We start from the raw sequence: 25,837 nt of genomic DNA, 5'->3' as shown, positions 1-25,837 counted from the left end.
GCATGAAGCTGGCCCTGGGTCCTGTCCTGTATTACTGGCCGCGGCAGCGGCTCCTGGATTTCTACGAGATGATTGCCGCCGCGCCCGTGGACATCGTTTATCTCGGTGAAGTGGTCTGTTCCCGGCGCCACGAGCTGCGCCTGCCCGACTGGCTGGCGCTGGCGGAGCGGCTGGCCGCCGCCGGCAAGGCGGTGGTGCTGAGCACCCAGGCCCTGATCGAGTCCGAGTCCGACCTCAAGGTCATGCGGGCGCTGGCCGATCAGGAGCGCTTCACCGTCGAGGCCAACGACACGGGAGCGCTGCGCCTGCTGGCGGGCCGACCTTTCGTCGCCGGGCCCCATCTCAACGTCTACAATCCGCCCACCCTCGCCTGGCTGGCGGGGCTGGGGGCGCGCCGCTGGGTGATGCCGGTGGAAATGGGGCGTGAGGCCCTGGGCCATCTGCAGCGGCAGCGCCCGGCCATGGAGACGGAGGTCTTCGCCTACGGCCGCCTGCCGCTGGCCTTTTCGGCGCGTTGCTTCACCGCGCGCCACCACAATCTGAGCAAGGATGATTGCCGTTTCCGCTGCCTGGAGGCGGATGACGGGCTGACTCTGCACACCCGCGAGGGCCAGGGCTTCCTGGTGCTCAACGGCACCCAGACCCAATCCGCCGCGGTGTACAACCTCATCGCAGCGGTGGACGAGCTGCGCGATTTGGGTGTGGACGTGCTGCGGCTCAGCCCGCAGTCCCGGCACACGGAGCACGTCATTCGGCTTTTCCGCGAGGCCCTGGACGGCCGCCTGGCGCCGGTCGCGGCGGCGCAGGCGCTGGCGGCGCTAATGCCCGACGTGCCGTGCGACGGCTACTGGCACGGCGGGCCGGGCTTGGTGCTGGCCGGCCACGGGGGCGGACGATGAGCGCCGGCATCCCGGTCCGGGTCTGGGACAGCGGCCTGCGGGCCGGCAGCGAGAACCTGGCTCTCGACCGCCAGTGGCTGCATGAGCACGCCCTCGGCAACTGCTCGAACCTGCTGCGTTTCCACCGTTACCAGCCCAGCGCCAGCGTGGGCCGCCATCAGGCCCTGGACCGCGAGCTGCGCCTGGATTACTGCCGGCGTCAGGGCATCGAGGTGCTGCGCCGTCCCAGCGGCGGCGGTGCCCTTTACCAGGATGCCGGGCAACTGGCGCTCAGCCTGATCATCCCGCGCCCGCCGGCTTGGCACGGCGGGGATATGGGCACGATGCTGCAGGCCTTCTGCCGGGGCCTGGCCCGTGGGCTGCGGCGCTTGGGCCTGGCGGCCGCCTTCAAGGCGCCCAACGACCTGGAAGTGGGCGGGCGCAAGCTGGCCTCGGCTTTCCTGACCGGCGAGGGCGAGTCGCTGCTGTTTCAGGCATTCCTGCTGCTGGAGGCGGACGTGCGCTGCATGCTCCAGGCCTTGCGCGTGCCCACCGAGAAGCTGTCTCCCTCGGGGCTGGCCGGCGCGCGCGAACGGCTGATCACCCTCGGCCAATGCCTGGGGCGCAGCCCGGCGCCGGCGGTGCTGCAGGAGTCCTTGCTGGCCGGCCTGGGCGCCGAGCTGGGTCTGCGCTTTCAGCCGGCCGACGCGCACTTGTGCGCCGGCTTGCGTCCGACGCCGGCGCAGGAGGCGGCCGAGGCGCGGCGCATCGACTGGAGCGAGCCGCGCGGCGAGGCGCTGGAAGCCCTGTGGCGGACGGCGGGCGGCGTGCTGCGCGCCCGCGTCACCCTGGATGCCGAAGGCAAACGCATCCGCTGGGCGGAATTCGCCGCCGACCTGCACCTGCGGCCCGCGACCCTGCTGGAGACCCTGCAGGCGGCCATGGCGGATCTGCCCGTGCCGCTGGCCGGCGCCTGCGTGGCGCACGTGCTGCAAAGGCAGCGGGCCGATCTGCTGGGTTGCGATGCCGCAGACCTGCAGCGGGTGCTGCAGCTCGCCTTGGACAAGTTCGCCCTGCGCCAGCGCCTGGGCTTGAGTGTCGCCGAGGCCAACGCGCTGATGCTGCACGCCGGGACTGCCGACGCCGTGCTCGAGCGCGCGCAGGCGATGCTGGTGCCCTACTGCGCCAAGCCGGCCTGGTGCAAGTGGCGCCATCTGGATGGCTGCACCGAATGCGGCAAGTGCGAGGTGGGGGAGGCCTACCGCCTGGCCCGCGAGCGCGGCATGCCGGTGACCTCCATCAACAATTACGAGCACCTGGTCGCCACCCTGGCGCGCATGCGGGCCCAGGGCGTGCAGGCCTATGTGGGCATGTGCTGCAGCAACTTCTTCATCAAGCGCCACCGGGCCTTCCGCGAGGCGGGCATGCCGGCGCTGCTCATGGACATCAGCGGCTCCAACTGCTACGAGCTGCAGCAGGAGGAGCAGGCCTACGCCGGCACCTTTCAGGCGCAGGCGCGGCTGGAGGTGGCGCTGCTGCGGCGGGTGATGCAGGGCGTGCCCGGCACGGACAGGACGCAATCGGGAGGAGTGAAGCATGAGGGAAACGACACCGCCGGCCAGCCGGCTCACCTTGCCGAAGGGCATGACTAGACTGCTGGCCCGCTTGCCGGCCTACCCCCACTCGCTGCTGTTCGCGGCCGCCCTGAACCAGGCCCTCGGCCGCCGGCTCGGGGCGGAGCTGCTGCAAGCCCTGCGCGGCAAACGCTTGCGCATCCGGGTCGCCGACGCCGGGCTGAGCTTCTTCGTGGGCGTGGGCGGCGGCGGCTTCCACGCCTGCCGGCCCGGCCCGGCGGACCTGGCCATCAGCGCCAGCGCCTATGATTTTCTGCTGCTGGCCCTGCGCCGGGAGGATCCTGACACGCTCTTTTTCAGCCGCCGGCTGCTCATGGAGGGCGACACGGAGCTGGGTTTGCTGGTCAAGAACACCCTGGACGCGCTGGAGCCGCCCGCCTGGGTCGAGCGGTTGCTGCAGCCGATTATGGCGCGGGTGGACGGCTGAGGCGCCTCAGCCGCCGGTCATTGCCATGAAGCGCAGCACCTTGTGCGGCTGCTCGCGGAACTCGTGGCGCAGCGGCTTCAGCTCCAGCGCGGCGCGGATGGCGGCTTCCAGGACCGCGTCGGGCGCCTGCCCGCGCAGCAGCGGACCCAGGGCGACGCTACCTTCCTCTCCGAGGCAGGTGTGCAGCGCGCCGTCCACGCCGATGCGCAGGCGGTTGCAGGTCTCGCAGAAGTGCTGGGAGATGGGCGTGATGAAGCCGAGGGCGAAGGCGCCGTCGCGGCTGCGCAGATAGCGCGCCGGCCCGCCGCCCGGCTCGACGCTGTCGACCAGGTCGAAGCGCGCCTGCAGCCGGCGCCGGACCGGCTGCAGATCCAGGTAGCCCGCCTGCCGGCCGGTCTCGCCGACGGGCATGGTCTCGATCAGGCGCAGGACGAAGCCCCGGTCCAGGCAGAAGGCGACCATGTCGTCGATCTCGTCATCGTTGACGCCGCCCATCACCACCATGTTGATCTTGATCGGGCGCAGGCCGGCCGCCTGCGCCGCCGCCAGGCCGGCCAGCACCTCGTCCAGGCAGTCGCGCCCGGTGATCCGCGCCAGCCGCTCCCGCCGCAGCGAGTCCAGGCTGACGTTGATGCGGCCGACCCCGGCCCGCGCCAGCGCCGGCGCGTGCCGGGCCAGCTGCGTGCCGTTGGTGGACAGGGAGAGGTCCGCGATGTCGGGGATGGCGGTGAGCCGGCCGGCCAGCTCGGCCAGGTCGCGCCGCAGCAGCGGCTCGCCGCCGGTCAGCCGCACCCGGCTGACTCCGAGGCGGGCGAAGAGGCCGGCCAGGCGCTCGATTTCGGCGAAGGACAGCCACTGCGCCGGCTCCTCGAAGCCCTTGAAGCCCTTGGGCAGGCAGTAGCTGCAGCGCAGATCGCAGCGGTCGGTGACCGACAGGCGCAGGTAGTCGATGCGCCGGCCGGCCCGGTCACTCAGGGTGCGTATGTTCTTATCCATGGCAAGCTCCGGCCTCCGTCAGGTCATCGCCCCACGCCACCAGTGCCGGGGGCGTGGGCTCTTGGAGCGGGAAGCGACCGCTGTCGGGATCCAGGCTCTTCACCGCGTATTCCTCGAGGATGTAGTGCCAGCCGTGCAGGAAAAGCTCGCCCGCCTCGATGGGTTTGCGCACCGTGGGGTAAATCAGCAGGCGCATCAGTTGCAAAGTGATGGAGCGCGCCTCGGTATGCCGCAGCACGGAGGGGAAATGATCATCCCCGACGCAGCCCCTTCGACAGCTCTGCTGGCATGGCGGTCTCCTTGAGCCCGTGGAAGGGAAGCCCGGACCCGGCGGATCGCGGCAGGCACTTATCCTCCCAATGCCACTCTAAGCAAGGAACCCTGGAAAATCCTTGACCCATGTCAAAGACGGCGGCTTTTCGGCTCTGCGCCCCTGCGTGCGGCCCCTTGCGCGGGTACTTGCATAGCGGGGACGGCTTGGCTATCTTGCAAGAGTGGCAGTGCCCTTCCGGCACCCGGAGAGCCGCCTCGAGCTTGCAGCAGCTAGCAAAGGATCCCCCATGACGAACCCCCGCCGATCCACCGAGGCCAAGCTCAAGGTTGCCTGCTCCAGCTGCAACCTGCGCCAGCTCTGTCTGCCCGTGGGCCTGTCGCCCGCCGACCTCGACAAACTGGATGCCATCCTGAATCTGCGCCAGCGCGTCCAGGCGGGCCAGCACGTCTACCGGGCTGGCGAGCCCTTCCGTTCCCTTTATGCCATCCGCTCCGGCGTCTTCAAGCTGTATCGGCTCAGCGCCGACGGCAAGGAGCAGGTGCTGGGCTTCCATCTGCCCGGCGAGCTCTTCGGCCTGGGCGCCATCAGCACCGGCGTGTACGCCGTCAATGCGATGGCCTTGGAAGACAGCCATGTCTGCGAGGTGCCCTTCGCGCGCCTGGAGGAACTGGCCCAGCAGGTGCCGGCGCTGCAGCGGCAGATTTACCGCTTCCTGAGCGCCGAGATCCTGCAGGACTGGAACGCCATGACGGTGCTGGGTTCCATGCAGGCCGAGGAGCGCCTGGCCGCGTTCCTGCTGGATCTGTCCGAGCGCCTGCAGCGCCGGGGCTTTTCCCCCAGCGCGCTGCACCTCAGCATGTCCCGCGAGGAAATCGGCAATTATCTGGGCATGAAGCTGGAGACCGTCAGCCGCACCTTTTCCAAGCTGCAGAAAGACGGCCTGATCACGGTCGAGCGGCGCCTGCTGGAGATCCGCGACATGGCGCGGCTGAAGAAGCTGGCCGGCTGCGCCGAGGCGGTCGGCCGGGAGAGCGTCCCCGCCTGAAGCCGGCCGCCGGCTCGCGTCAGTCGATGACGCCGAGCGTGCGCTGGCGGAAATCCGCGCCCATGGTCGCCGCGATGCCTTCGCAGGCGGCGAGATCCACCCCCGGCAGGCCCGCGATGGCGGTCAGCGTGACTTCGGGCACGAAGTCGCAGGCCCGGTCCGCGAAATCCAGCACCGCCCCGCGGCTGTGGGCGTGCCGGGGTCGGCAGTAGCGATTGTAGGTGCTGTCGTCCTGGGCGTTGAGCGAGACCGACAGGGCATCGATGTGGCCTTCCAGATCCGCCGTGATGTCGCGGTCGTGGCGCAGGTTGGCCAAGCCGTCCGTATCCAGCCGCACGCGCCCGCCCAGCCGGCGGATTTCCTTCCCCGCCTCCAGCACCGTGTAGAGCCGCATGGTCGGCTCGCCCAGTCCGGCAAACACCACCTCCCGGTAAGCCCCCGGATCACCCACCGCGGCCACGATCTCCTCCAGCGTCGGCTCATGCTGCAGCCGCAGATGGCGGCCGCCGATGCGCCAGTCGCCGCCCGTTTTCGGGCAGAAGCTGCAGCGCAGACTGCAGGTATTGGTAACGTTCAGATAGAGCCGGTCGCCCTGGGGGTAGGCGATGACGCTGCGCTTCAATCGGATCACGGAGCCGGTGCGCCTGGACATGGGACTTGCCTTGGCAATGACGGTCGTTGGTCAGCCTAGTATTCCATTTTTTTTGCGCCGTGCTTTGACATAAGTCAAGGAAAGTCCGGCACAAGCCCGGGTAGCATCCTGTCTCAACGGCTACAATATGTAGTGTTTGGGACGGTGGGCCAGGAGGAGCAGGGCATGACGGCGGACGCGCAGACGGGTACGGCATCGGATCCCGCATTTCCCTTTCGGCAGGTGCGCAAGCGCGACGGCAGCCTCGCGCCCTTCGACGCCGGCAAGATCCGCGCCGCCATCCGCCGCGCCGGGGCGGCCACCGGTGAGTTCGACGCGGCCGCGGCCGCCCGCCTTGCCGAACAGGTGCTCAAGGTGTTGAGCCATCAGCACCGCCAGGAGCCGCCCGCGATCGAGCGCATCCAGGACGTGGTGGAGCAGGTGCTGATCGCCGCCGACCACTTTCGCACCGCGCGCGCCTACATCATCTACCGCGAAAGCCACGCCAAGCTGCGCCGGGACCGCCAGACCCTGGTGGACGTGGCGAGCTCGGTCAACGAGTACCTGGAGCGCGCCGACTGGCGGGTCAATGCCAACGCCAACCAGGGCTACTCCCTGGGCGGCCTGATCCTGAACGTGTCCGGCAAGGTGGTGGCCAATTATTGGCTGAACCACGTCTATCCGCCGGCGGTGGGGGAAGCGCATCGGGACGGCGACCTGCACGTCCACGATCTGGACATGCTGGCCGGCTACTGCGCCGGCTGGTCGCTGCGCACTCTGCTCAACGAGGGACTCAACGGCGTGCCCGGCAAGGTCGAGGCCGGCCCGCCGCGGCACATGTCGAGCGCGGTCGGCCAGATCGTCAATTTCCTCGGCACCCTGCAGAACGAATGGGCCGGCGCGCAGGCCTTCAGCTCCTTCGATACCTACATGGCGCCCTTCATCCGCAAGGACGGCCTCTCCTATGCCGAGGTGCGGCAGTACATCCAGGAGCTCATCTACAACCTCAACGTGCCGTCGCGCTGGGGCACCCAGACCCCCTTCACCAATCTCACCTTCGACTGGACCTGCCCGGAGGATCTGCGCGAGCAGGTGCCGCTGATCGGCGGCGAGGAGATGCCGTTCACCTACGGCGAGCTGCAGACCGAGATGGACATGATCAACCGCGCCTACATCGAGGTGATGACCGCGGGCGACGCCAAGGGCCGGGTCTTCACCTTCCCCATCCCCACCTACAACATGACCCGCGATTTCCCCTGGGACAGCGAGAATGCCGAGCGCCTCTTCGCCATGACGGCCAAGTACGGGCTGCCCTATTTCCAGAATTTCATCAACTCCGACCTGCAGCCGAACATGATCCGCTCCATGTGCTGCCGCCTGCAGCTCGACCTGCGCGAGCTGCTGAAGCGCGGTAACGGCCTCTTCGGCTCCGCCGAGCAGACCGGCTCGGTGGGCGTGGTCACGGTCAACTGCGCGCGCCTGGGCTACCTGCACAAGGGCGACGAGGCGGGGCTGTATCGGCGCCTGGACCGGCTGCTGGAGATCGCCCGCGACAGCCTGGAGATCAAGCGCAAGGTGATCCAGCGCCACATGGACGCCGGCCTCTTTCCCTACACCAAGCGCTATCTCGGCACCCTGCGCAATCATTTCTCCACCATCGGCGTGAACGGCATCAACGAAATGATCCGCAACTTCACGGACGACGCCGAGGACATCACAACGCCCGGGGGACGTGCCTTCGCCCTGCGCCTGCTCGATCACGTGCGGGCCCGGATGCTGGCTTTCCAGGAAGAGACCGGCCACATGTACAACCTGGAGGCCACGCCGGCCGAGGGCACCACCTACCGCTTCGCCAAGGAGGACCGCAAGCGTTTTCCGGACATCCGGCAGGCGGGCACCGCGGACACGCCTTACTACACCAATTCCTCGCAACTGCCGGTGGGCTTCACCGACGATCCCTTCGAGGCCCTGGAGCGGCAGGAGCCGCTGCAGCGCAAGTACACCGGCGGCACGGTGCTGCACCTTTACATGAGCGAGCGCATCTCCAGCGCCCAGGCCTGCAAGACCCTGGTGCGCCGGGCCCTGGAGCGCTTCGGCCAGCCCTACATCACGGTGACGCCGACCTTTTCCATCTGCCCGAAACACGGCTACCTGAGCGGCGAGCACCCCTTCTGCCCCCGCTGCGACGAGGCCCTGCTCGCCGAGAAGCGCCGGGCCCTGTCCAGCATCCAAGCCAAGGAGGAGATCCCATGAGCGAATCCGTCAAAGCACCCCACCCGGCAGCGGCCGAGATCACCCTGAGCGACGCGGAGCGCCAGCCCTGCGAGATCTGGACCCGGGTCATGGGCTACCACCGGCCGGTGGCGTCCTTCAACATCGGCAAGCAGGGCGAGCACCGGGAGCGCCGCTGCTTCCGCGAAAGCCGGGCCCGGCTGGGCGGCTGAGGACGCCATGCCGCCGCTGCGCGTGGGCGGCTTCGTCCCGCTGAGCGCCACCGATTTTCCGGACGCCCTGGCGGCGGTGGTGTTCTGCCAGGGCTGCCCCTGGCGCTGTCCCTACTGCCACAACCCGCATCTGCTGCCGCGCCGCGCTGCGGCCATGCTGGATTGGGCGCAAATTCTCGATTTTCTGCGACGCCGGCAGGGTCTGCTGGATGCCGTGGTGTTCAGCGGCGGCGAGCCCACCCTGCAGGACGCCCTGCCGGCGGCGTTGCGCGAGGTGCGGGCGCTGGGCTTCCGCGTCGGCCTGCACAGCGCCGGCCCGCATCCGGCGCGGCTGGCGCAGGTGCTGCCGTATCTGGACTGGATCGGCATGGACATCAAGGCGCCCTTTGCGGACTATGCGCCGGTGACCGGCGTGCGCGGCAGCGGGGCGCGGGCCCTGGCCAGCGCCCGCCTGGTGCTGGCCAGCGGCGTGCCCCACGAGTTCCGCAGCACGGTGCACCCGGCGCTGCTGAGCCGGGAGGCCGTGCGGGCGCTGGCCCGAGGGCTGGCCGAGCTGGGCGCGCGGCGCTTCGTGCTGCAGGCTTTCCGCAGCCGCGGCTGCGAAGACGCGCCGCTGCGCGAGCCGCCCGCCGGCAGCTTTCCGGATCCGGGCCTCTGCGCGGAGCTGAGTGCTTTGTTCGAGCACTTCAGCGTGAGAGCCTAACCCGGGCGCGGCAATGCGGTGAGCGCATGAAAGTCCACGCCATCCTGTCCAACATTCCGCTGTTCAGAGAGGCCGATCCCGCGGAGATCGGGCGGATCGCGCGCGGCACCCGCGAGCTGCACGCCGCCCGCGGCGAGGTCCTGTTCCAGAAGGGCGACACGCCGCAGGGCTTTTACATCGTCGTCTACGGCCAGACCAAGCTGGCTTTCTGCACGCCTCAGGGCGCGGAAAAGGTGGTCGACATTGTCGGCGCCGGCCAGAGCTTCGGCGAGGCGGTGATGTTCATGGACAAGCCGTATCTGGTCTATGCCCAGGCCATCGCCGACTCCCTCCTGCTGCACATCGGCAAGGCGGCGGTCTTCGCCGAGCTCGAGCGCAATCCCGCCTTCGGGCGCAAGATGCTGGCCGGCCTCAGCCGGCGCCTGCACACCCTGGTCAGCGACGTGGAAGCCTATTCCCTGCGTTCCGCCACGGCGCGGGTGATCGGTTATCTGCTGCGCCACGAGGCGGAGGAGGCCGGCGCGGACCAGACGCTGCGCATCCGGCTCCCGGCCAGCAAGGGCCTCATCGCCTCGCGCCTGAACCTGTCGCCGGAGACCTTCTCCCGCATCCTGCACGACCTGGGCACGGCGGGATTGATCAGCGTCGACGGCCGCGAGATCCAGGTGCACGATCTGGAGCGGTTGCGCGGCTACGGCCATTGATCCAGGCGCCGGTGGGCGCGGTGCGCTATCCTGGGCCGACGGAGGTGACGAGCATGACGGATCTGGTAATCGCGCGGGCGCTGCACGTGCTTGGCGTGGTGTTGTGGATCGGCGGGGTGGCCATGGTGACCACCGTGCTGCTGCCGGCGGCGCGGGATTTCAGCGCGCCCGGCGAGCGTCTGGCTTTCTTCGAGCGCATCGAGGGTCGCTTCGCCCGCCAGGCGCGCTGGACCACTCTGCTCACCGGCCTGAGCGGCTTTTACATGCTGCACGTCCTGCATGCCTGGGGCCGCTACGCCCAGCCGGCGTACTGGTGGGTGCACGCCATGACGGCGGTGTGGCTGCTCTTCACCCTGATGCTCTTCGTGCTCGAGCCCTTCTTCCTGCACCGCTGGTTTCACGCGCGCGCGGCGCGCGATCCGTTGGGGACCTTCGCCTTGATCCAGCGCCTGCACTGGGTGCTGCTGAGCGTGAGCCTCATCACCATTCTCGGCGCCATGATCGGCGTCCACGGCGGCTGGCTGTTCCGCTAGCGGGCGGCGGCCGCCGCTCGGCCGTGGCCGTGCTCGAAGCGGTAGACCCGGTAAGCCCCATAAAGGTTGAACCACAGCCATCCCGCCGAGGCGGCCAGGAGCAGGGCGGCTGGGTAGAGGAAGGGCTGCGGGCGCAGGATGGCCAGGGCCAGCAGCGCCAGGGCCAGGCAGTGCAGCCAGAACTGCCCGCGCGTGTGCTGCTCGGGCACGATGAGCCGGATGTTGGGCGCCGCGCCGCGCTGGCTCTGCAAGTGGAACCAGACCAGAAAGGGCACGATCTTGTACAGCATGCCGTTGACCATGGACACGGCGAAGCCCGCGATCACCAGCATCCCGAGCAGCGGCTCATAGGCGGGCAGGGCCGCCACGGCAGGCAGCAATCTTCCGCTGATCCAGAGCCCCACCGCCAGCAGCAGGCTGAGCATGGCGGCGCGCGCGAAGAGCAGGGTGGCGTCGGGCTGGCGCCGCCGCCGGCGCGCCTGCAGGCGCAGGGTGACGCCGGCAAAGGCGGCCAGGACGGCCGCCAAGGCAAGCCCGGCCAGGGCGGCGGCGCCCTCATGCCCGCTCCAGGCGGCGGCGGACCAGGCCGCCAGCAGGGCGAAGGCGGCGGGCGCCAGCCAGCGCGCCAGGCGCTTCGGGTAGGCCGGCGTCAATTGGAACATGGGCACCACCTGGTAGGCCACGCCGACGATCAGCAGGCCGACCCAGCCCAAGAGCCCCCAGGCCAGGTGCAGGTCGACCAGCCGCAGGCGCGCCGCCAGCGGCCAGGGCCAGGCGTAGCGGCTCGCCAGGACCAGCCCCAGCAGCACGGTGGCCAGCAGCGCCAGGGCGGCCAGGCCCATGGCGGTGACGGTGGGATTGCGGGCGGCACGGGTCAGAGCCAGGCCCACGGCTGCCAGGAAGACGGCGAAGCCGGCGCCCAGCAGCGGCAGCGCCAGTTGGAAGAGGAACGGGCGCTGGAACAGGAAGCCGCCCATGAGGCCCAGAATGCCGAATGCCAGCGGCACGTGGACGGCCATGGCGGTCTGCCGCGGCCGCGCCACCGGCGCGCCGGCGACCACCGGCAGCATCTGCAGCAGGGCGCCGATCATCACCAGCCCCAGGAAACCGAGGGTGAAAGCGTGGGTGACCGCCAGCAGGCCCGGCGACCAGCGGCTGGCGAGCAGGGTGGGGCCCTGCCACAGCAGCACCACGGCGGCCAGCAGCAGAAAAGGCGGGGCGCTGAGAAAAAAACGCAGCGGCACGCCGAGCGGCGGCGCCTGCTCGAAGGAGAGGCCGGGAGCGGACACGGATCGCCTCCTGCTCAGCCCGGCGCCGGCTCACGGCGCCAGATGCGGATTTCGTAGCAGTCGTCCGCCGCCTGCCGGGTGTCGTGGGCGTAGCCGCGCTTGTCGAGGATGGGGTAGAGCAGGCGGGGCTCCCGGTGGTGCACCATGCGCAGGTGCTGGTTCGGCGCCAGGGAGGCGAGCGCCGCCAGCACCCGCTCCATGGGTTCCGGCGGCTCCAGGCCGCGCACGTCGATGACCCGTTCCTCAGCCATGTCCCACCGCCTCGGCCCGCCCGGCGAGCGCATCCATGCGGGCGATCAGCGCCGCCCGGCCGGCCTGCAGCACCTGGTCGGCCATGGGGTAGAGGACCTGTTCTTCCTTGAGGTTGTGCTGCTGCATCATGATCAGCAGCGTCTCCGCCCCGCCCAGGAAGTCCTCGGCCCGGCGCTGCGCCAGCGCTTGCTTCATGCCCTCCAGCAACTCCTCCATCTGCCGGTGTTCCATGCGCATGATGCGGGTCGGGCCAAGCGGGCTGGTCTGCGCCTCCAGCGCGGGAAAGAGCACTTCCTCCTCCATGCGGAAGTGCTGGGCCGTGGCCTCGGCAAAGGCGCGGAAGCCGGCCTCGCAGGCCGCCCAGTCGCGCCGCGCGGCGGCATCTTCGGCTTGGGCGAAGAGGTCGTCGCAATGGTGGTGATCGGATCCCAGATAACGGCTGATGCTGTCCATGGTCATGTCCTGAATAGATGAGGTTGGCAGGCGGTCCGGCCGGATGCCGGCGTGGGACACCCGGTTGCGGCCCTGGAAAAATTGTTGACCAATCCGCTCGGAGAATCTTTGATCCAGATCAAGGCAGGACCGCCCGGCAGGCGCTAAGCTGCTTTCCAAGTTGCCGGCGGCATCCGCGTTCGGCAGCGCCGATCAGTTGCCGAACAAGGGAGGTCTCCGTCCAAAAACATGCATTCAATATATATCTTTGACGCTCCGTTCGCGGAGCACTGGTATTCGGACTTCAGCGTATTCTGGGAGAGAACATGAGCCAATCGTTCACCAAGTCCATGGCGCGCAACATCTTTTACGGCGGGGCGGCGTTTTTCTTCCTGCTCTTCGTCGGCCTGACCTTCGACACCGTGCACACCCTGCCCAAGCGCGACCACCGCGAGAACATCACCGAGCAGGTGGTACGCGGCAAGCACGTGTGGGAGCGCAACGACTGCATCGGCTGCCACACCCTCTACGGCGAGGGCGCCTACTATGCCCCCGAGCTCGGCAACGTCTATCAGCGGCGCGGCGGCGAATTCATCAAGGCCTGGATCAAGGGCCAGCCGACCGGCGTGCCCGGGCGGCGGCAGATGCCCCAATTCCACCTGACCGAGCAGGAGCTGGACGACGTGGTGGCCTTTTTGAAGTGGGCCTCCGAGGTCAACACCAGCAACTGGCCCCCGAACATCGAAGGTTAACGGCGCACAACAAGGAGTGCTATCTATGCAATACCAATCTCAAGCGGTGGCGAAACCGTACTTCATCGCGGCGCTGGGGCTGTTTTTCGGGCAGATCATCTTCGGCCTGATCATGGGCTACCAGTACGTGGCCGGCGATTTCCTCTTCCCGGCCATTCCCTTCAACGTGGCGCGCATGGTGCACACCAATCTGCTCATCGTCTGGCTGCTCTTCGCCTTCATGGGCGCAGCCTACTATCTGGTGCCGGAGGAGTCGGAAACGGAGCTCTTCAGCCCGCGGCTGGCCTTGGCCATGTTCTGGGTCTTCCTGATCGCCGGGGCCCTGACCATTCTCGGCTACCTGATGGTGCCCTATGCCGCGCTTGCCGAGATGACCGGCAACAATCTCCTGCCGACCATGGGGCGCGAGTTTCTGGAGCAGCCGCTGATCACCAAGGTGGGCATCGTCGTGGTGGCGCTGGCTTTCCTCTTCAACATCTCCATGACGGTGCTGAAGGGCCGCAAGACTTCCATCACCCTGGTGCTGCTGCTGGGCCTCTGGGGGCTGGCGGTGTTCTTCCTCTTCTCCTTCTACAACCCGTCCAACCTGGTGCTGGACAAGTACTTCTGGTGGTGGGTGGTGCATCTGTGGGTGGAAGGCGTGTGGGAGCTGATCCTCGGCGCCATTCTGGCCTTCGTGCTGATCAAGGTGACCGGCGTCGACCGCGAGGTCATCGAGAAGTGGCTCTACGTCATCATCGCCATGACGCTGATCACCGGTATCCTCGGCACCGGGCATCACTACTACTGGATCGGTGCGCCGGAGTACTGGCAGTGGCTGGGTTCTGTCTTCTCCGCCATGGAGCCGATTCCCTTCTTCATGATGACGGTCTTCGCCTTCAACATGGTGAACAAGCGCCGCCGCGACCACCCCAACAAGGCCGCCACCCTGTGGGCGCTGGGCACCGCGGTGATGGCCTTCCTGGGCGCCGGCGTCTGGGGCTTCCTGCACACCCTGGCCCCGGTCAACTACTACACCCACGGCACCCAGATCACGGCGGCCCACGGCCATCTGGCCTTCTTCGGCGCCTACGCCATGATCAGCCTGACCATCATCTCCTACGCCATGCCCATCCTGCGCGGCCGCGTCGCCAACAGCCCCGCCGCCCAGCGCTGGGAGATCGCCGGCTTCTGGCTGATGGTGACGTCCATGCTGGCCATCACCCTGTTCCTGACCGGGGCCGGCATCCTGCAGGTCTGGCTGCAGCGCTACAGCGACACGCCGCTGCCGTTCATGGTGGTGGCCGAGAAGGTGGCGCTCTTCTACTGGATGCGCGAGGTGGCCGGCTTCACCTTCCTGGCCGGCCTGATCTCCTATCTCGCCAGCTTCTTCGTGGTGGGCCAGGAAGCCTGGGAGCACAAGCCGGCTGCCGCGGGCGCCTACGCCAAGTGAGCGCTCAAGGCACTGGGGCATCGGGAAGGGGGCATCCCGCCTCCTCCCGGCCCTCCCACCAAGCTCGTTGTGACTGGAGATGACCATGCAAGCACAAAGCATCAGCGCGGATGAGCCGCATGCCGGCGCCCTGCCGGGCGACTTCGCCATTTGGGTCTTCATCTTCGCCGAACTGCTGGTTTTCGGCATCCTGTTCCTGGCCTACGCCTTTGCGCGCAGCCAGCATGTGGAGCTGTTCAACGCTTCCCAGCTTACCCTCAACCGGGCGGCGGGCCTGGCCAATACCCTGGTGCTCATCACCAGCAGCTACTTCGCGGCCCGCGCCGTGGCGGCCATCAAGCTGGGCCAGGCACGCGCCTGCGCCCACTGGCTGCTGGGCACCCTGGGCCTGGGCGGCGTGTTCATCGTCATCAAGCTCGCGGAGTTCCACGCCAAGTTCTCGGCCGGCATCTCCCTGAGCACCAACACCTTCTACATGTTCTACCTGTCCCTGACCATGTTCCACTTCATGCACGTGCTGCTGGGCATGGTGATCCTGGCGGTGGTGATGCACAAGGCCCGGCGCGGCGCCTACAGCGCGGCGGAGCACACGGGCGTGGAGACCGGCGCCTCCTACTGGCACATGGTGGACCTGGTCTGGATCGTGCTGTTCGCGCTGGTTTACATCATTCGGTGAGGGCGCCATGCACTCGGACGATCGGAAAACAAGCCTGCGCATGCGGCCCTGCACCCGCATCTGGCTGCTGCTGGTGCTGCTGACCCTGGTCAGCTTCGCCATCGGCGAGGCGCAGCTGGGCGGCACGGCGGTCATGCTTTTCGTGTTGGCGCTGGCCCTGCTCAAGGGGCGCCTGGTGGCGAGCCACTTCATGGGGCTGCGCCGGGCGGCCTTCCTGTGGCGCTTCGTGATGGCCTCCTACCTGCTGACGGTCGGGGGCATGGTGGCCGCCGCCTATCTGCTGGCGGCCTGATTTTCGGACTTATCTACGCAAGAGGCGAATCCCATGCGACACAACGCTTCCAATCTGGCCGTGGCGCCCGCGCCGCGCGAAACCGAACAGGCGCTGCCCTTCTACCAGCCCGCGGCGCATGAAATCGCGCTCTTCGAACACGCCTGGCGCAACCAGCTGCCGCTGCTCATCAAGGGACCGACCGGCTGCGGCAAGACGCGCTTCGTCTCATACATGGCGCAGCGTCTGGGGCGGCCGCTCTACACCGTGGCCTGCCACGACGACCTGAGCGCCGCCGATCTGATCGGCCGGCATCTGATCGGCGACGGCGCCACCTACTGGAGCGACGGTCCGCTGACCCGCGCCGTGCGCGAGGGCGGCATCTGCTATTTGGACGAAGTGGTGGAGGCGCGCAAGGACACCACCGTGGTCCTGCATCCGCTGTCCGACGACCGACGCATCCTGCCCATCGAGCGCACCGGCGAGACGCTGCAGGCGCCGCCGGAGTTCATGCTGGTGGTGTCCTACAACCCCGGCTACCAGAATTTCCTCAAGAGCATGAAGCCCAGCACGCGCCAGCGCTTCGTCTCGCTGCGCTTCGACTTCCCGGCACCAGCCGCGGAGCAGGAGATCGTCATGGCGGAGACCGGCATCGACGGGCCGGCGGCCAAGCGTCTGGTCTCCCTGGCCCAGGCCTTGCGCGCGTTGCGGGAGCACGATCTGGAGGAAGTGGCCAGCACCCGGCTGCTGGTCTACGCCGCCAAGCTCATCCAGGGCGGCTTCGATCCCCTGGAGGCCTGCCGGGCCGCGCTGGTCGAGCCGCTCACCGACGACGAGGAGACGGCGGCGGCCTTGATGGAAGTGGTGCAAACCCTTTTCGCGCGGTGAGGTGCCGATGATGCTATGGTCCAAAAGCAAAGCCCGCGTGGCGATCCTGGAAACAGATTGCCAGCGCTTGAGTCGGGAGAACGCCGCCCTCCAGGCGCAGCTCGCCGCCCTGCAGGAGGAGCGCGATCATTGGCATGCGCGGAGCGAGATGCTGGAAGCGCAGCGCACCTGGAGCGGACAACTGTTTGCGAAACTGGCCGCTTTCGGCGATTCCATCGGCGGCGTGCGACTGTCCTTCGCCGAGCTGGCCCGCATCCTGCACGCCGAGCGGGAATCCGTCCTGCTGGCCGCCAGCGAATCGGACGGCAACCGGCTGGCATTCCAGCGCATCACCGAAAACCTGCGGCTCATGCTGGCGGGCACCCGGGAAACCGTTGCTAGCGTCGACGCGCTCAACGGGCGCGTCAATGAGATCGAAGGCATCGTGCAGCTCATCCAGGAGATCGCCGACCAAACCAATCTGCTGGCCCTGAACGCGGCCATCGAGGCGGCACGGGCCGGCGAGCAGGGGCGCGGCTTTACGGTGGTTGCCGACGAGGTGCGCAAACTCGCCGAACGGACGACGCGGGCTACCGGCGAGATCTCCAGCCTGGTGGCTTACATCCGCGAGGAAATGCGGCAGGCCCGGCAGGTGATGGAAGTCCGGTCCGCCGATACGCGCCGCTTCAGCGAAGAGAGCAGTGCCGCCATGCACAGCATGGAAAAGCTGCTCGACCTCTCCCGGCGCATGGAGGGCGCCATTTCCGGTTCTTCCCTGCTGAGCAACATCCAGTTGGCCAATATCGAGGAGCTCTTGCTCAAGCTGGAGGTGTACAAGGTGCTCATGGGCCTGTCGCCGATGACAGCCGACGACATTCCCGATGAGACCGGGTGCAGCCTGGGACAGTGGTATTACGCGGGCGAAGGCAAGGCGTTGTTTTCCCACATACCCGGCTATCGGGAGCTGGAGGAGCCGCACAAGGCGGTGCACGTGCACGCCCGCCGCGCCGTGACGTGCCACCATGCCGGCGAGCGCGAGGCGGCGATGGAGGCGCTGGGTCGCATGGAGCAGGCGCACGCGGTGGTCATGGACGGCTTCGGACGGATGCTCCGGCGCCACGGGATTTTGGGTGAATCGGACGTTGGAAGGGACATGGCCCACGCCGGCGTGCGGGAGCAGGCACATGCATAAGACGCAGCGACAACGCCGCTACTTCCAGGCCGGCTTTCTGCTGCTGTTCATCCTGGCGCCGGTTTTCGACATTTTCCGGCTGGACCTGTACCAGAAGCACTTCTTCTTTTTCGGGCTGCACTGGACGCTGGGCCTGGATGATCTGGCCGCCGGGCGCATCGGCATCGGCGAGGCCATGGTCAATCTGACGTTGCGCGGCTTTCTGCCGATCGCGGCGGTGGTCGGCGCGGGCATCTGGATGTCGCTGCGCTACGGCCGGCTCTACTGCGGCTGGCTGTGCCCCCACTTCTCGGTGGTGGAAAGCCTCAACGGATTGATGCGCCGCGCCATCGGCAAGCACAGCCTGTGGGACCGCCAGCGGTTGCCGGAGCAGGACCCCGACGGCAGCCGCGTGCGGCCGAATCGCTGGTACTGGCTGCTGCTGACGCCCGCGGGCCTGGCCGTCGCCTTCGTCTGGGCCACGGTGCTGCTCACTTATCTGCTGCCGCCGGCGGTGGTTTACGGCAACCTGTGGCATGGCGCCCTGACCCGCAATCAGGCCCTGTTCATCGGCGCCGGCACGCTGCTGTTCTTCATCGATTTCACCCTCGCCCGCCACCTGTTCTGCCGCTTCGGCTGCGCCGTCGGCCTGTTTCAGAGCTTCGCCTGGATGGCCAACCGGCGGGCGCTGGTGATCGGCTATGACCGCCGCCGGGCGGCGGCTTGCGCCGACTGCAACGCCGCCTGCGAGCATGCCTGCCCGATGCGACTGCGGCCGCGCAGCATCAAGCGCCAGATGTTCGCCTGCACCCAGTGCGGCCGCTGCGCAAGCGCCTGCGGCGAGGTCCAGCGCGGCAACCCGCAGGGATCGCTGCTGCAGTGGGTGCAGGGCGACTGCGCCCTGGACAAATCGGCCCGCGACTTCGGGCAGCATCCGCCGTCGCCGGGCCACTGCTTCCCGCGCGCCGGCGCGGCGGGAGAAGTGAAGCCGCTGATTGCACACGGCCTGGCCTCTTCCGCCAGGCGGGGAGGATAGCATGGAGGAGCAGATCGGCGCCCTGTGGCATCGCCTGATTACCCGCGCCGCCGAGCGGCGCTACCCGGAAGCGGCGGTGACCCTCGACGGCCTCGGCAAGACCGCGGGCATCCTGTTTCGCGCCCTGGGCGGTGACGGCGGCCTGACCGTCGAGGCCGCCACGGCGACCGCCCACGGCGCCCGCCGCGGCATGCTGCAGCGCCTGGCCGGCGACAGCCGGAAAGTGGAGCTGACTTGGCTGGACGAGGCGACCCTGCGCCTGCCGGGGGCCATCGATCTTTTCCCCACGCGCGCGCTGAACCGCGATCTCTATCTCTGGCTCATTGCCCTGGCGGCCACGTCCGCGGCGGCGGAGCAGCCCTGGCTGCTGCGCAGCCAGCAGGCCACGCTGCAGGCCTTCGCGCGCTTTCCGGGCATGCGCGCACGCTACGCGCGGCTGTTGGAGCCGGCGCTGGCCCTGCGTCCGGCGCCCGAGCGGCTGCCTGCCGACGAGGCGGCGCAGGAGCGCGCCATTCGCGCCGCGCTCCGGCAGCCCGGCAGCGTCGCTGCCCTGCCGCCCGCCAGGCGCCCGCCCCATCCCGTGCACCTGTGGCTGCATCCCAATCCGCCCGTCGGCGCAGCGGACAACGTGGCCGGAGCGGCGGAGCTGCCGCCGCCGGAGTGCGACGGCGGCAGCCGGAATGCGGCGGATCAGCGCCGCCGGCAGGCCGAGCGGGTGGAAATGCCGGACAACAAGAGCGGCTTCATGCTGTTCTTCCGTGCCGAGAGCATTCTCAGCTGGGCCGAGTACGTGCGCGTGAACCGTCCCACCGAGGAGGACGACGCGACCGGCGCCGAGCAGGCCGCCGACGATCTGGACCGTTTGAGCGTGGCCCGCGACCAGAAAGCCGTGGCCTCGCGCCTGCGCTTTGATCTGGATCTGCCTTCCGCCGCGGTGGACGACGTCCCGCTGGGCGGCGGCATCCTGCTGCCGGAGTGGCACTACCGCAAGCGGGCGATGCAGCCCGAGCACTGCCGCGTCCAGCCCCTGATCGCCCAGCGGGCCGTCCCCTGCGCCCTGCCGTCCCACTTGGCGGCCACCGCGCGGCGCATCCGCAGCCAGTTCCAGGCCCTGGCCCCGGCGCGGGTCTGGCTCAAGGGCCAGTTCGACGGTCCCGACCTGGATCTGGACGCCTGCGTGCGGGACAGCGCCGAGCGGCACAGCGGCGCCTTGGCCGGCGAGCGTGGCCTGTACCGGGCGCAGCATCGCCGCGATCGCGATCTGGCCTGCCTGCTGCTGGCCGATCTGTCCCTGTCCACCGACGCCTGGGTGAGCGACGAGGCGCGCGTCATCGACGTGATCCGCGACGGCCTTTTCCTCTTCGCCGAAGCGCTGTCCGCCAGCCAGGACCGCTTCGCCCTCTACGGCTTCAGCTCCCTGCGCCGCGACAACGTGCGCTTCCACACCCTGAAGGACTTCGGCGAGAGCTACGGCGCCCAGGTGCGCGGCCGCATCGCCGCGGTCAAGCCCGGCTACTACACGCGCATGGGCGCGGCCATCCGCCACGCCAGCGTGCTCCTCGAGCGCGAGCGCGCCGGACAGCGCCTGCTGCTGCTCCTGACCGACGGCAAGCCCAACGACTTGGACCAGTACGAAGGGCGCTACGGCGTGGAGGACACCCGGCAGGCGGTGCTGGAGGCGCGCCGGCGCGGCCTGCTGCCTTTCTGCGTCACCATCGACGAAAAAGCCGGCGGCTATCTGCCGCACCTGTTCGGGCCCGGCGGCTACGTGGTGATCCGCAAGCCCGCGGAGCTGCCGCGGCGCCTGCCGCTGCTTTATGCCCAGCTGACCCGTTGACGATCCGCGGACGGTCGCCACCGCATCGAGGAGCCGGCCATGCACCTGACCCTTTACACCGACTATGCCCTGCGCGTGCTCATCTATCTCGGCCGCCAGCGCGACCTCCTGACCACCACCGGCGAGATCGCGCGCTACCACGGCATTTCCAAGAACCACTTGATCAAGGTGGTGCACCACCTGGGCAACTGGGGCTACATCCGCAGCGTGCGGGGCCGCGGGGGCGGCATCCAGCTGGCCCGCGCCCCGGAGGCCATCAACGTCGGCGAGGTGGTGCGCCGCGCCGAAGAGGACCTGCATCTCGTCGACTGCTTCGGCAGCTGCGGCCGGCGCTGCGTGATCGAGCACAGCTGCGCTCTGAAGGGCGCACTGCACGAGGCGCTGGAACAGTTCCTGGCGGCGCTGGACCGCTACACCCTGGCCGATTTCCTGCGGATGCCGGCGCCGGCGCTGGGCTATATGCGGCCTTGATCCAGATCAAGGCGCCGCCCCTGCCGCTGGGCTAGGATGGATGCATCCTGGGCAGCGTGCTGCGCGGCGGGGTGGTGCGCACCCTGGCCTGCGCGCCAATTCTTGAGTGATTTGCTCGGGTATGGGGCTTCATTGGACATGCAAGGAGGAGATGATGGGTACGAATGATTCCATGGATACGCAAGCGCAGGGCATCGCCGGCCACGGGGCTTTTTTCCAGGCCACCAATCTCAGCACCGATGAGGCGGAGCGCGCCACCTCCTGGGTGCGCAAGCACGTGGACCGGCGCACCATCGACCTCGGCGAGCGCATCGACGACATCCGCGACCACATGTGGGAGCTGGAGAAGGAGGGCGAGATCATCGTCCACCGCATCCGCGACGAGCACGCGCCGGTGATGACGAAAACGCTGTACGGCTGGGACAAGCGCATCCCCACCAAGCAGCTCTGGCATCACAAGTCCTGTGGCCAGTGCGGCAACATCCCAGGCTACCCGACGAGCCTCCTGTGGCTCATGAACGAGCTCGGCCAGGTGCCGGGGCGCGACTATCTGGACGAGACCGACCAGACCTCCTGCACGGCCTGGAACTATCACGGCTCCGGCATCGGCAACGTCGAGTCGCTGGCCGCCGTGTTCCTGCGCAATTTCCACCAGGCCTACGTCTCGGGCAAGCAGCACGGCTATGGTCCCGGCTATTTCTATCCCCTGGTGCACTGCGGCACCTCCTTCGGCAATTACAAGGAGGTGCGCAAGTATCTGATCGAGAGCGCCGAGCTGCGCGAGAAGGTGAAGAAGATCCTCGGCAAGATCGGCCGCTTGGTGGACGGCAAGATCGTCATCCCCGAGGAGATCGTGCACTACTCCGAGTGGCTGCACGTCATGCGCAATCGCATCGCCTCCGACCTGCAGAAGATCGACGTGTCCCACATCCGGACCACCGTGCATCCGGCCTGCCACGTCTACAAGATGGTGCCCGAGGATGCCATCTACGATCCGGATGTGCTGGGCGGCAACCGGGTGGCCGTCACCACCTCGGTGCTGATGGCCCTGGGCGCGCAAGTGATCGATTATTCCACCTGGTATGACTGCTGCGGCTTCGGCTTCCGGCACATCATCTCCGAGCGCGAATTCACCCGTTCCTTCACCATCGACCGCAAGATCAAGGTGGCGCAGGAAGAGGCCAAGGCCGACGTCATGGTGGGACATGACACCGGCTGCATCACCACCATGGACAAGAACCAGTGGATCGGCCGTGCCCACGAGAAGAACTACTCCATGCCGATCATGGCCGACGTGCAGTTCGCGGCGCTGGCCTGCGGCGCCGATCCCTTCAAGATCGTGCAGCTGCAGTGGCATGCCTCGCCCTGCGAGGAGCTGGTCGAGAAGATGGGCATCTCCTGGTCCGAGGCCAAGAAGCAATTCGAGCAGTACCTGAAACAAGTCGAGGCCGGCAACGTCGAATACCTGTACGACCCCAACCTGGCGCTGGTGAGTGCCCAGCAGGTCGGCCCAATTTAAGGAGACATGAAGCATGGCGTCGAGTGCGGAACAGACGGGCAAGCGGCTGCGGCCGACTTTCGCGGAGATCGGCCTGCCGCGCATCCGCGCGGTGGTGGATGACTTCTACGACCGCATCCAGCGGCATCCCACCCTGGCCGAGCCCTTCGGCATCGTAAGCGACTGGGACGAGCACAAGGCCCACCTCACCCATTTCTGGTGGATCAGCCTGGGCGGCCCGCGCTTCCGGCCGGACGGCTACAACCTGATCGACAAGCACGCTCCGGTCGGCGTGACCCCGGCCCTGATCGACGACTGGCTCGCACTCTTCGCCCAGACCCTGGCCGACCACCTGCCGCCCGAACTGGCCGCCGCCTGGCTGGAACGGGCGGTCAACATGGGTCGCTCCCTGCGGCTCATGTGCGAGTTCTACCAAGAGCAGCAACCGACACCCTGATCGGCATTCAGTCCAAGGAGTTTGCCATGCACGCAGAAATCGCCACCTTTTCCCCCAAGCCGGTCCATCCCTTCGACGCCCGCGGCGTCGCCAAGCGCTTCCGCCATGCCGCCATCTTCGGGGCGCTGGACGCGCTGCAGCCGGGGGAGACCATGCGCTTTACCAACGACCACGATCCCCTGCCGCTGCTCGATCAACTGCACGCGCGCTACGGCGACGGCGTGCAGATCGAGTACGTGGAGCGGCAGCCGGGCCAGATCGTCATCGACTTCACCCGGCGCTAAGGCCATGCAGCTCTCCAGCCCCGCCCCGGACTTCAGCGATCCCCTGGGCCTGCTGGGCGCCTGCCACGGCCGCATCAAGGCCCAGTGCGCCACCCTGCTGCGCCTGCCCGATTACCTGCGGACGCACGGCTGCGACGAGCAGGTGCGCCAGGCGGCGGCCAAGGCCCTGCGCTACTTCGACAGCGCCGGCCGCCATCACCACGAGGACGAGGAAGCGAATCTCTTTCCGATCCTGCACCGCCACGCCACCGCCACCGGCGGCCATGCCGTGTTGCAGACCCTGCATCAGCTCGAAACGCAGCACCGGGCGATGGAACAGGCCTGGGCGGAGCTGGCGCCCCTGCTGCGCCGACTGGCCCAGGGCGAGATGGTGGCGCCGGAAGCGTTGCCGGTGGCACGCTTCGCCGAGCTCTACCACGCGCACATGGCCACCGAAGACGAACACATCCTGCCTTTGGCGCGGCAAGTGCTGTCGGCGGCCGATCTGCAGGTCCTGGGCCGGCACATGGCCGAGCGGCGCAAGGCCGGCGCTTGACGCAGATCAATGCCGGGCGGGCCGGATGCTGGCAAGCTGGGGACATCCGATCCGAGGAGGTGAACCATGCAGGCATTTCATCCTTTCCGCGATTTGCGGGGACAGGACCCGGTGGCGGTGCGCAGCCAGGCCTTTGCGCTGGCGCGCGACCTGCATCCGGGGCAGACGGCGGGATTGCTGGTGGCGGAGGAGCCCACGCTCCTGATGCAGAGCGTCAATCTGCAGGTGCGCCACCGCCTGCACTGGGAAGCCGAGCCCATGGCGGCCGGCGGCTGGCGCGTCGAGCTGCGGCACCGCGACGACGTGGAGCCGGGCACCCTGATGGAGCTGCTGGGCCGCGACCACGAGCGGCTCGACCGGCTCTTCGCCGAGGCGCTGCACAGGGTCAACGCCAATGACGTGCCGACCGCCGCGCCGCTGCTGGACTCCTACACCCTTGGCCTGCGGCGCCACGTGCACGTGGAAAACCTCATTTTGGCCCCGGCCCTCGAAGTGCCGCGGGAGCCGGTGACGGTGATGCTGGAGGAGCACGAGCGCATCGTCGAGCAGCTGGACATCCTGGCGTCCTTCTTCGAGGACGGGCTGCCGGCGGCGGGGGAGGTGGCGCCCTTCTTCGCTCTGCTGTCCGGTTCCCTGGCCAAGCACGAGGCGCGCGAGGAGCAGAACCTCTTCCCCCTTTGGGACGCCGCCCTGAAGCTCCGGCACGCCGAGGCCGAGCAGGCCGCGCTGCTGGAGCGCGTCAAGGGCATCCTGGCGGGCAGCGAGGACGACCGGCTCAGCCACTGAGCCGGTCGCCGGTGCTTCGGCCGGCGGGGGTGCGCCTCAGGCGGCCCGCGCCGCCAGTTCCGACAGCACGGTGGCCGATTGCGGCTGCAGCAGCCCGTCGATGGCCGGATACAGCTCGTTTTCCTCCTTGGCGTCGTGCTGTTCCAGGATCACCTGCACCGTGCCCATGACCTCCAATGCCTCCTCGGCGTCCTGGGACAGGATGGCCTCCAGGACCTCCTCGAAAAAGGCGCGCAGGTCCTTGTGCCCCTTGCGCAGGATGTGGGTCAGCGGGTCATCCGCGTTCCCGGGCGCGCCCTCGAAGGCCGGAAAGAGAAAGGTCTCCTCCACCCGCATGTGGTTCTCGATGCCGCGTCGGAAGGCGCTGAAATGCTCCTGCGCCAGCGCCCAATCGCCAGCGCCGATGGCTTGGCGCGCCGCTTCGAACAAGGCGTCGGCCCGGTGATGATCCTCGATGAAAGCCGCCTGCAAAGTCTCCATGCTCGCTTCTCCCGTTGGTTCAGGCCCGTTGCGCCGTCCTGCCGCAACCTGCCTTCCATTCTTGTCTAAATGCCGGGAAGCGTCCTTGACCCAAATCAAGGCGCTCCGGCCGGCGGCGGGCGTACATTGGTTTCTGAGGCGCGCCGCCTTGCCGTGACGCGCCTCGGGGGTCCGCGCACCCGGCGATGTCGCGTCCGTTCGCATGTCACAAGGAGTCAGTCATGCAAGTCACCCTGCTTACCTCCAAATGGTGCCCCACCTGCCCCGAAGCGGAGAAAGTCTGGTCGGAAGTCGCCCGCCAGCGGCCGATCGAGTATCAGGTCCTCGACGTGGCCGACAAGGCGGGACGCACCCTGGTCAGCAACCTGCGCATCAAGTCCGTGCCCGCCCTGGTGGTGGACGGCAAGCTGAAGGCGGTGGGCGTGCACTCCCTGGGCGAGGCCCTGAAGATGGTGGACAGCGCCGCTTAGGGGCGGGCCCGCCGCCGGTCTCCTTGCCTTCCGGGGAAATATAAAGCCTGCCGGCGGCCTTTCGCCCGTCCGTGGGCAGTTCCAGGCTGCGCCCCACACAGTTTCCGTACTGCATCACGCGCCGGGCAAGCCGGCGCGTATCGTCTTGCGGTGGCTTGGCGCCTGGCCGCGATGCGGGTGACGGCAGCGTTAAAGCGCACATCCCGCAGCATCAGGTAAAAAAACGGCCTCTTTTCAATTTCGAGTGGGTAAGCTGGACCTGAGCAGGTACGGGATCGGGTATGACTGACAAGCTGTTTGAGGCTGCCTTGGGGGTCTCTCCGCCGTGGCAGGTGACGGGCGCGGACTTCGATTTGGCGGCCAAGACGCTCACCATCCGGGTGGACTTCATCGCCGGCAGCCGCTTCGCGCTGGCTGGCGTGGAGGGCCAGCATCCGGTTCACGACACCGTCGCCAAGCGTTACCGGCACCTGAACTTCTTCCAGCACGAGTGCTTCCTGGAAGTGCGTGTCCCCCGGGTAAAGCTGCCCGATGGCAGCGTCCGCCAGGTCGATCCGCCGTGGGCCGGCAAG

31 protein-coding genes and 2 pseudogenes are annotated in these 25,837 nt (G+C 68.2%); 26 read left to right on the top strand and 7 right to left on the bottom strand.

The genetic code is table 11. From position 1 onward, the window contains the following. The first annotated feature begins 2 nt into the window (after positions 1-2). Genes ubiV through ubiT form a run of 3 tightly spaced genes read left to right on the top strand, consistent with a single transcriptional unit; the run spans position 3 to position 2,939 of the window. Positions 3-899: a ubiquinone anaerobic biosynthesis protein UbiV gene (gene ubiV, locus G579_RS0105645; protein ID WP_028989405.1), complete on the top strand. Its 897-nt coding sequence runs from the start codon at positions 3-5 to the stop codon at positions 897-899. Then, positions 896-2,530, top strand: coding sequence for a lipoyl protein ligase domain-containing protein (locus tag G579_RS16045; protein WP_051180933.1), 1,635 nt, complete (start codon positions 896-898; stop codon positions 2,528-2,530). The genes ubiV and G579_RS16045 overlap by 4 nt, the downstream gene beginning before the upstream one ends. Then, a complete protein-coding gene (gene ubiT / locus G579_RS0105635; protein WP_211218662.1) occupies positions 2,523-2,939 on the top strand; it encodes a ubiquinone anaerobic biosynthesis accessory factor UbiT in 417 nt (138 codons plus the stop codon). Before G579_RS16045 ends, ubiT begins: the two co-directional genes overlap by 8 nt. A 6-nt stretch (positions 2,940-2,945) precedes the next feature. Here the strand turns inward: ubiT and moaA are convergent, their stop codons facing one another. Together moaA and G579_RS0105625 are read right to left on the bottom strand one after the other, a co-directional pair. Continuing rightward, positions 2,946-3,935: a GTP 3',8-cyclase MoaA gene (moaA, locus tag G579_RS0105630; protein ID WP_028989403.1), complete on the bottom strand. Its 990-nt coding sequence runs from the start codon at positions 3,933-3,935 to the stop codon at positions 2,946-2,948. Further along, on the bottom strand, positions 3,928-4,173 hold the full coding sequence (locus G579_RS0105625; RefSeq protein ID WP_028989402.1) for a carbonic anhydrase: 246 nt from the start codon (positions 4,171-4,173) through the stop codon (positions 3,928-3,930). Before G579_RS0105625 ends, moaA begins: the two co-directional genes overlap by 8 nt. A 322-nt stretch (positions 4,174-4,495) precedes the next feature. On the opposite strand from G579_RS0105625, the gene fnr reads away from it, so the two are divergent. Then, a complete protein-coding gene (gene fnr, locus G579_RS0105620) occupies positions 4,496-5,254 on the top strand; it encodes a fumarate/nitrate reduction transcriptional regulator Fnr (RefSeq protein ID WP_028989401.1) in 759 nt (252 codons plus the stop codon). Positions 5,255-5,273: 19 nt separating this feature from the next. Here the strand turns inward: fnr and G579_RS0105615 are convergent, their stop codons facing one another. After that, complete coding sequence (locus G579_RS0105615; protein WP_051180931.1) at positions 5,274-5,906, bottom strand: TatD family nuclease-associated radical SAM protein; 633 nt, start codon at positions 5,904-5,906, stop codon at positions 5,274-5,276. Between the two features lie 165 nt (positions 5,907-6,071). Here G579_RS0105615 and G579_RS16040 point away from each other — a divergent pair, with 165 nt between their 5' ends. The 5 genes from G579_RS16040 to G579_RS0105590 are packed head-to-tail and all read left to right on the top strand — an operon-like array spanning position 6,072 to position 10,269. Beyond that, positions 6,072-8,138, top strand: coding sequence for a ribonucleoside triphosphate reductase (locus tag G579_RS16040; RefSeq protein WP_051180927.1), 2,067 nt, complete (start codon positions 6,072-6,074; stop codon positions 8,136-8,138). Next, positions 8,135-8,329, top strand: coding sequence for an anaerobic ribonucleoside-triphosphate reductase (gene nrdD, locus G579_RS19585; RefSeq protein WP_028989399.1), 195 nt, complete (start codon positions 8,135-8,137; stop codon positions 8,327-8,329). The genes G579_RS16040 and nrdD overlap by 4 nt, the downstream gene beginning before the upstream one ends. Before the next feature lie 7 nt (positions 8,330-8,336). Continuing rightward, the gene (locus G579_RS0105600; RefSeq protein ID WP_038018421.1) at positions 8,337-9,032 is read left to right on the top strand and encodes an anaerobic ribonucleoside-triphosphate reductase activating protein; all 696 of its coding nucleotides are present in this window, start codon (positions 8,337-8,339) and stop codon (positions 9,030-9,032) included. A gap of 26 nt (positions 9,033-9,058) precedes the next feature. Further along, a complete protein-coding gene (locus G579_RS0105595) occupies positions 9,059-9,736 on the top strand; it encodes a Crp/Fnr family transcriptional regulator (protein WP_028989397.1) in 678 nt (225 codons plus the stop codon). Positions 9,737-9,789: 53 nt separating this feature from the next. Then, on the top strand, positions 9,790-10,269 hold the full coding sequence (locus G579_RS0105590) for a membrane protein (RefSeq protein ID WP_028989396.1): 480 nt from the start codon (positions 9,790-9,792) through the stop codon (positions 10,267-10,269). Here the strand turns inward: G579_RS0105590 and G579_RS16035 are convergent. Genes G579_RS16035 through G579_RS0105575 form a run of 3 tightly spaced genes read right to left on the bottom strand, consistent with a single transcriptional unit; the run spans position 10,266 to position 12,263 of the window. After that, the gene (locus tag G579_RS16035) at positions 10,266-11,558 is read right to left on the bottom strand and encodes a hypothetical protein (protein ID WP_038018412.1); all 1,293 of its coding nucleotides are present in this window, start codon (positions 11,556-11,558) and stop codon (positions 10,266-10,268) included. The genes G579_RS0105590 and G579_RS16035 overlap by 4 nt on opposite strands. 14 nt (positions 11,559-11,572) lie before the next feature. Beyond that, the gene (locus G579_RS0105580) at positions 11,573-11,809 is read right to left on the bottom strand and encodes a DUF2249 domain-containing protein (protein ID WP_028989395.1); all 237 of its coding nucleotides are present in this window, start codon (positions 11,807-11,809) and stop codon (positions 11,573-11,575) included. Further along, positions 11,802-12,263, bottom strand: coding sequence for a hemerythrin domain-containing protein (locus G579_RS0105575; protein ID WP_028989394.1), 462 nt, complete (start codon positions 12,261-12,263; stop codon positions 11,802-11,804). Before G579_RS0105575 ends, G579_RS0105580 begins: the two co-directional genes overlap by 8 nt. A 305-nt stretch (positions 12,264-12,568) precedes the next feature. Here G579_RS0105575 and G579_RS0105570 point away from each other — a divergent pair, with 305 nt between their 5' ends. The 15 genes and pseudogenes from G579_RS0105570 to G579_RS0105505 all read left to right on the top strand — a co-directional run bounded on the left by G579_RS0105570 (position 12,569) and on the right by G579_RS0105505 (position 24,315). After that, positions 12,569-12,994 carry a c-type cytochrome gene (locus G579_RS0105570; RefSeq protein ID WP_028989393.1) on the top strand — a complete coding sequence of 142 codons (426 nt, stop codon included), beginning with the start codon at positions 12,569-12,571 and terminating at the stop codon, positions 12,992-12,994. A 25-nt stretch (positions 12,995-13,019) separates the two neighbouring features. Continuing rightward, positions 13,020-14,426: a cbb3-type cytochrome c oxidase subunit I gene (locus tag G579_RS0105565; protein ID WP_028989392.1), complete on the top strand. Its 1,407-nt coding sequence runs from the start codon at positions 13,020-13,022 to the stop codon at positions 14,424-14,426. Positions 14,427-14,511: 85 nt separating this feature from the next. Further along, positions 14,512-15,102, top strand: coding sequence for a cytochrome c oxidase subunit 3 family protein (locus tag G579_RS0105560; RefSeq protein ID WP_081662612.1), 591 nt, complete (start codon positions 14,512-14,514; stop codon positions 15,100-15,102). Positions 15,103-15,109: 7 nt separating this feature from the next. Next, positions 15,110-15,394 (top strand): cytochrome C oxidase subunit IV family protein, encoded by a 285-nt coding sequence (locus G579_RS0105555; RefSeq protein WP_211218661.1) that lies wholly within the window; start codon positions 15,110-15,112, stop codon positions 15,392-15,394. Positions 15,395-15,427: 33 nt separating this feature from the next. Further along, positions 15,428-16,261 (top strand): CbbQ/NirQ/NorQ/GpvN family protein, encoded by an 834-nt coding sequence (locus tag G579_RS0105550; protein WP_051180923.1) that lies wholly within the window; start codon positions 15,428-15,430, stop codon positions 16,259-16,261. 7 nt (positions 16,262-16,268) lie between these two features. Then, a pseudogene (locus tag G579_RS19760) lies at positions 16,269-16,949 on the top strand (methyl-accepting chemotaxis protein); the annotation flags it as partial. Continuing rightward, a complete protein-coding gene (locus tag G579_RS19685; protein WP_408033216.1) occupies positions 16,950-17,432 on the top strand; it encodes a CZB domain-containing protein in 483 nt (160 codons plus the stop codon). Next, the gene (locus G579_RS16025; RefSeq protein ID WP_081662611.1) at positions 17,425-18,447 is read left to right on the top strand and encodes a 4Fe-4S binding protein; all 1,023 of its coding nucleotides are present in this window, start codon (positions 17,425-17,427) and stop codon (positions 18,445-18,447) included. Before G579_RS19685 ends, G579_RS16025 begins: the two co-directional genes overlap by 8 nt. 1 nt (position 18,448) lies before the next feature. Then, entirely contained in the window at positions 18,449-20,284 is a 1,836-nt protein-coding gene (locus G579_RS0105535) for a nitric oxide reductase activation protein NorD (RefSeq protein WP_028989388.1), read from the top strand. Between the two features lie 39 nt (positions 20,285-20,323). Beyond that, positions 20,324-20,755: an RrF2 family transcriptional regulator gene (locus G579_RS0105530; RefSeq protein WP_028989387.1), complete on the top strand. Its 432-nt coding sequence runs from the start codon at positions 20,324-20,326 to the stop codon at positions 20,753-20,755. 154 nt (positions 20,756-20,909) lie between these two features. Beyond that, positions 20,910-22,274, top strand: a complete 1,365-nt coding sequence (locus G579_RS0105525) for a heterodisulfide reductase-related iron-sulfur binding cluster (RefSeq protein WP_038018404.1) — start codon at positions 20,910-20,912, stop codon at positions 22,272-22,274. Between the two features lie 13 nt (positions 22,275-22,287). Further along, the gene (locus tag G579_RS0105520; protein ID WP_028989385.1) at positions 22,288-22,710 is read left to right on the top strand and encodes a group III truncated hemoglobin; all 423 of its coding nucleotides are present in this window, start codon (positions 22,288-22,290) and stop codon (positions 22,708-22,710) included. Positions 22,711-22,736: 26 nt separating this feature from the next. Then, positions 22,737-22,994, top strand: a complete 258-nt coding sequence (locus G579_RS0105515; RefSeq protein ID WP_038018401.1) for a DUF2249 domain-containing protein — start codon at positions 22,737-22,739, stop codon at positions 22,992-22,994. 4 nt (positions 22,995-22,998) lie between these two features. Then, on the top strand, positions 22,999-23,529 hold the full coding sequence (locus tag G579_RS0105510; protein WP_028989383.1) for a hemerythrin domain-containing protein: 531 nt from the start codon (positions 22,999-23,001) through the stop codon (positions 23,527-23,529). A 66-nt stretch (positions 23,530-23,595) separates the two neighbouring features. Beyond that, positions 23,596-24,315 carry a hemerythrin domain-containing protein gene (locus tag G579_RS0105505; protein ID WP_028989382.1) on the top strand — a complete coding sequence of 240 codons (720 nt, stop codon included), beginning with the start codon at positions 23,596-23,598 and terminating at the stop codon, positions 24,313-24,315. Positions 24,316-24,351: 36 nt separating this feature from the next. On the opposite strand, the gene G579_RS16020 is transcribed toward G579_RS0105505, so the two are convergent. Continuing rightward, entirely contained in the window at positions 24,352-24,795 is a 444-nt protein-coding gene (locus G579_RS16020; RefSeq protein WP_051180919.1) for a hemerythrin domain-containing protein, read from the bottom strand. Positions 24,796-25,016: 221 nt separating this feature from the next. Here G579_RS16020 and G579_RS0105495 point away from each other — a divergent pair, with 221 nt between their 5' ends. Then, entirely contained in the window at positions 25,017-25,265 is a 249-nt protein-coding gene (locus G579_RS0105495) for a thioredoxin family protein (protein WP_028989381.1), read from the top strand. Between the two features lie 281 nt (positions 25,266-25,546). Continuing rightward, a pseudogene (locus G579_RS0105490) lies at positions 25,547-25,837 on the top strand (ISL3 family transposase); the annotation flags it as partial.

The sequence above is a fragment of the Thermithiobacillus tepidarius DSM 3134 genome, from assembly GCF_000423825.1.
GTDB lineage: Bacteria > Pseudomonadota > Gammaproteobacteria > Acidithiobacillales > Thermithiobacillaceae > Thermithiobacillus > Thermithiobacillus tepidarius.
The sequence above is the reverse complement of the archived record's forward strand: the minus strand, read 5'-3'. Positions and strand labels throughout refer to the sequence as shown.

Excerpts from the sequence above, each read along its gene's own strand:
- G579_RS0105530 (WP_028989387.1), top strand. The coding sequence starts at position 20,324 with ATGCACCTGACCCTTTACACCGACTATGCCCTGCGCGTGCTCATCTAT.
- G579_RS0105510 (WP_028989383.1), top strand. The coding sequence starts at position 22,999 with ATGCAGCTCTCCAGCCCCGCCCCGGACTTCAGCGATCCCCTGGGCCTG.
- G579_RS0105495 (WP_028989381.1), top strand. The coding sequence starts at position 25,017 with ATGCAAGTCACCCTGCTTACCTCCAAATGGTGCCCCACCTGCCCCGAA.
- moaA (WP_028989403.1), bottom strand. The coding sequence starts at position 3,935 with ATGGATAAGAACATACGCACCCTGAGTGACCGGGCCGGCCGGCGCATC.
- ubiT (WP_211218662.1), top strand. The coding sequence starts at position 2,523 with ATGACTAGACTGCTGGCCCGCTTGCCGGCCTACCCCCACTCGCTGCTG.
- G579_RS16045 (WP_051180933.1), top strand. The coding sequence starts at position 896 with ATGAGCGCCGGCATCCCGGTCCGGGTCTGGGACAGCGGCCTGCGGGCC.
- G579_RS19685 (WP_408033216.1), top strand. The coding sequence starts at position 16,950 with ATGCACAGCATGGAAAAGCTGCTCGACCTCTCCCGGCGCATGGAGGGC.
- G579_RS0105590 (WP_028989396.1), top strand. The coding sequence starts at position 9,790 with ATGACGGATCTGGTAATCGCGCGGGCGCTGCACGTGCTTGGCGTGGTG.
- fnr (WP_028989401.1), top strand. The coding sequence starts at position 4,496 with ATGACGAACCCCCGCCGATCCACCGAGGCCAAGCTCAAGGTTGCCTGC.
- G579_RS0105535 (WP_028989388.1), top strand. The coding sequence starts at position 18,449 with ATGGAGGAGCAGATCGGCGCCCTGTGGCATCGCCTGATTACCCGCGCC.
- G579_RS0105580 (WP_028989395.1), bottom strand. The coding sequence starts at position 11,809 with ATGGCTGAGGAACGGGTCATCGACGTGCGCGGCCTGGAGCCGCCGGAA.
- G579_RS16025 (WP_081662611.1), top strand. The coding sequence starts at position 17,425 with ATGCATAAGACGCAGCGACAACGCCGCTACTTCCAGGCCGGCTTTCTG.
- G579_RS16040 (WP_051180927.1), top strand. The coding sequence starts at position 6,072 with ATGACGGCGGACGCGCAGACGGGTACGGCATCGGATCCCGCATTTCCC.
- G579_RS0105595 (WP_028989397.1), top strand. The coding sequence starts at position 9,059 with ATGAAAGTCCACGCCATCCTGTCCAACATTCCGCTGTTCAGAGAGGCC.
- G579_RS0105615 (WP_051180931.1), bottom strand. The coding sequence starts at position 5,906 with ATGTCCAGGCGCACCGGCTCCGTGATCCGATTGAAGCGCAGCGTCATC.
- G579_RS0105505 (WP_028989382.1), top strand. The coding sequence starts at position 23,596 with ATGCAGGCATTTCATCCTTTCCGCGATTTGCGGGGACAGGACCCGGTG.
- ubiV (WP_028989405.1), top strand. The coding sequence starts at position 3 with ATGAAGCTGGCCCTGGGTCCTGTCCTGTATTACTGGCCGCGGCAGCGG.
- G579_RS0105575 (WP_028989394.1), bottom strand. The coding sequence starts at position 12,263 with ATGGACAGCATCAGCCGTTATCTGGGATCCGATCACCACCATTGCGAC.
- G579_RS16020 (WP_051180919.1), bottom strand. The coding sequence starts at position 24,795 with ATGGAGACTTTGCAGGCGGCTTTCATCGAGGATCATCACCGGGCCGAC.
- G579_RS0105560 (WP_081662612.1), top strand. The coding sequence starts at position 14,512 with ATGCAAGCACAAAGCATCAGCGCGGATGAGCCGCATGCCGGCGCCCTG.
- nrdD (WP_028989399.1), top strand. The coding sequence starts at position 8,135 with ATGAGCGAATCCGTCAAAGCACCCCACCCGGCAGCGGCCGAGATCACC.
- G579_RS0105600 (WP_038018421.1), top strand. The coding sequence starts at position 8,337 with ATGCCGCCGCTGCGCGTGGGCGGCTTCGTCCCGCTGAGCGCCACCGAT.
- G579_RS0105555 (WP_211218661.1), top strand. The coding sequence starts at position 15,110 with ATGCACTCGGACGATCGGAAAACAAGCCTGCGCATGCGGCCCTGCACC.
- G579_RS0105550 (WP_051180923.1), top strand. The coding sequence starts at position 15,428 with ATGCGACACAACGCTTCCAATCTGGCCGTGGCGCCCGCGCCGCGCGAA.
- G579_RS0105520 (WP_028989385.1), top strand. The coding sequence starts at position 22,288 with ATGGCGTCGAGTGCGGAACAGACGGGCAAGCGGCTGCGGCCGACTTTC.
- G579_RS0105515 (WP_038018401.1), top strand. The coding sequence starts at position 22,737 with ATGCACGCAGAAATCGCCACCTTTTCCCCCAAGCCGGTCCATCCCTTC.
- G579_RS0105525 (WP_038018404.1), top strand. The coding sequence starts at position 20,910 with ATGGGTACGAATGATTCCATGGATACGCAAGCGCAGGGCATCGCCGGC.
- G579_RS0105570 (WP_028989393.1), top strand. The coding sequence starts at position 12,569 with ATGAGCCAATCGTTCACCAAGTCCATGGCGCGCAACATCTTTTACGGC.
- G579_RS0105565 (WP_028989392.1), top strand. The coding sequence starts at position 13,020 with ATGCAATACCAATCTCAAGCGGTGGCGAAACCGTACTTCATCGCGGCG.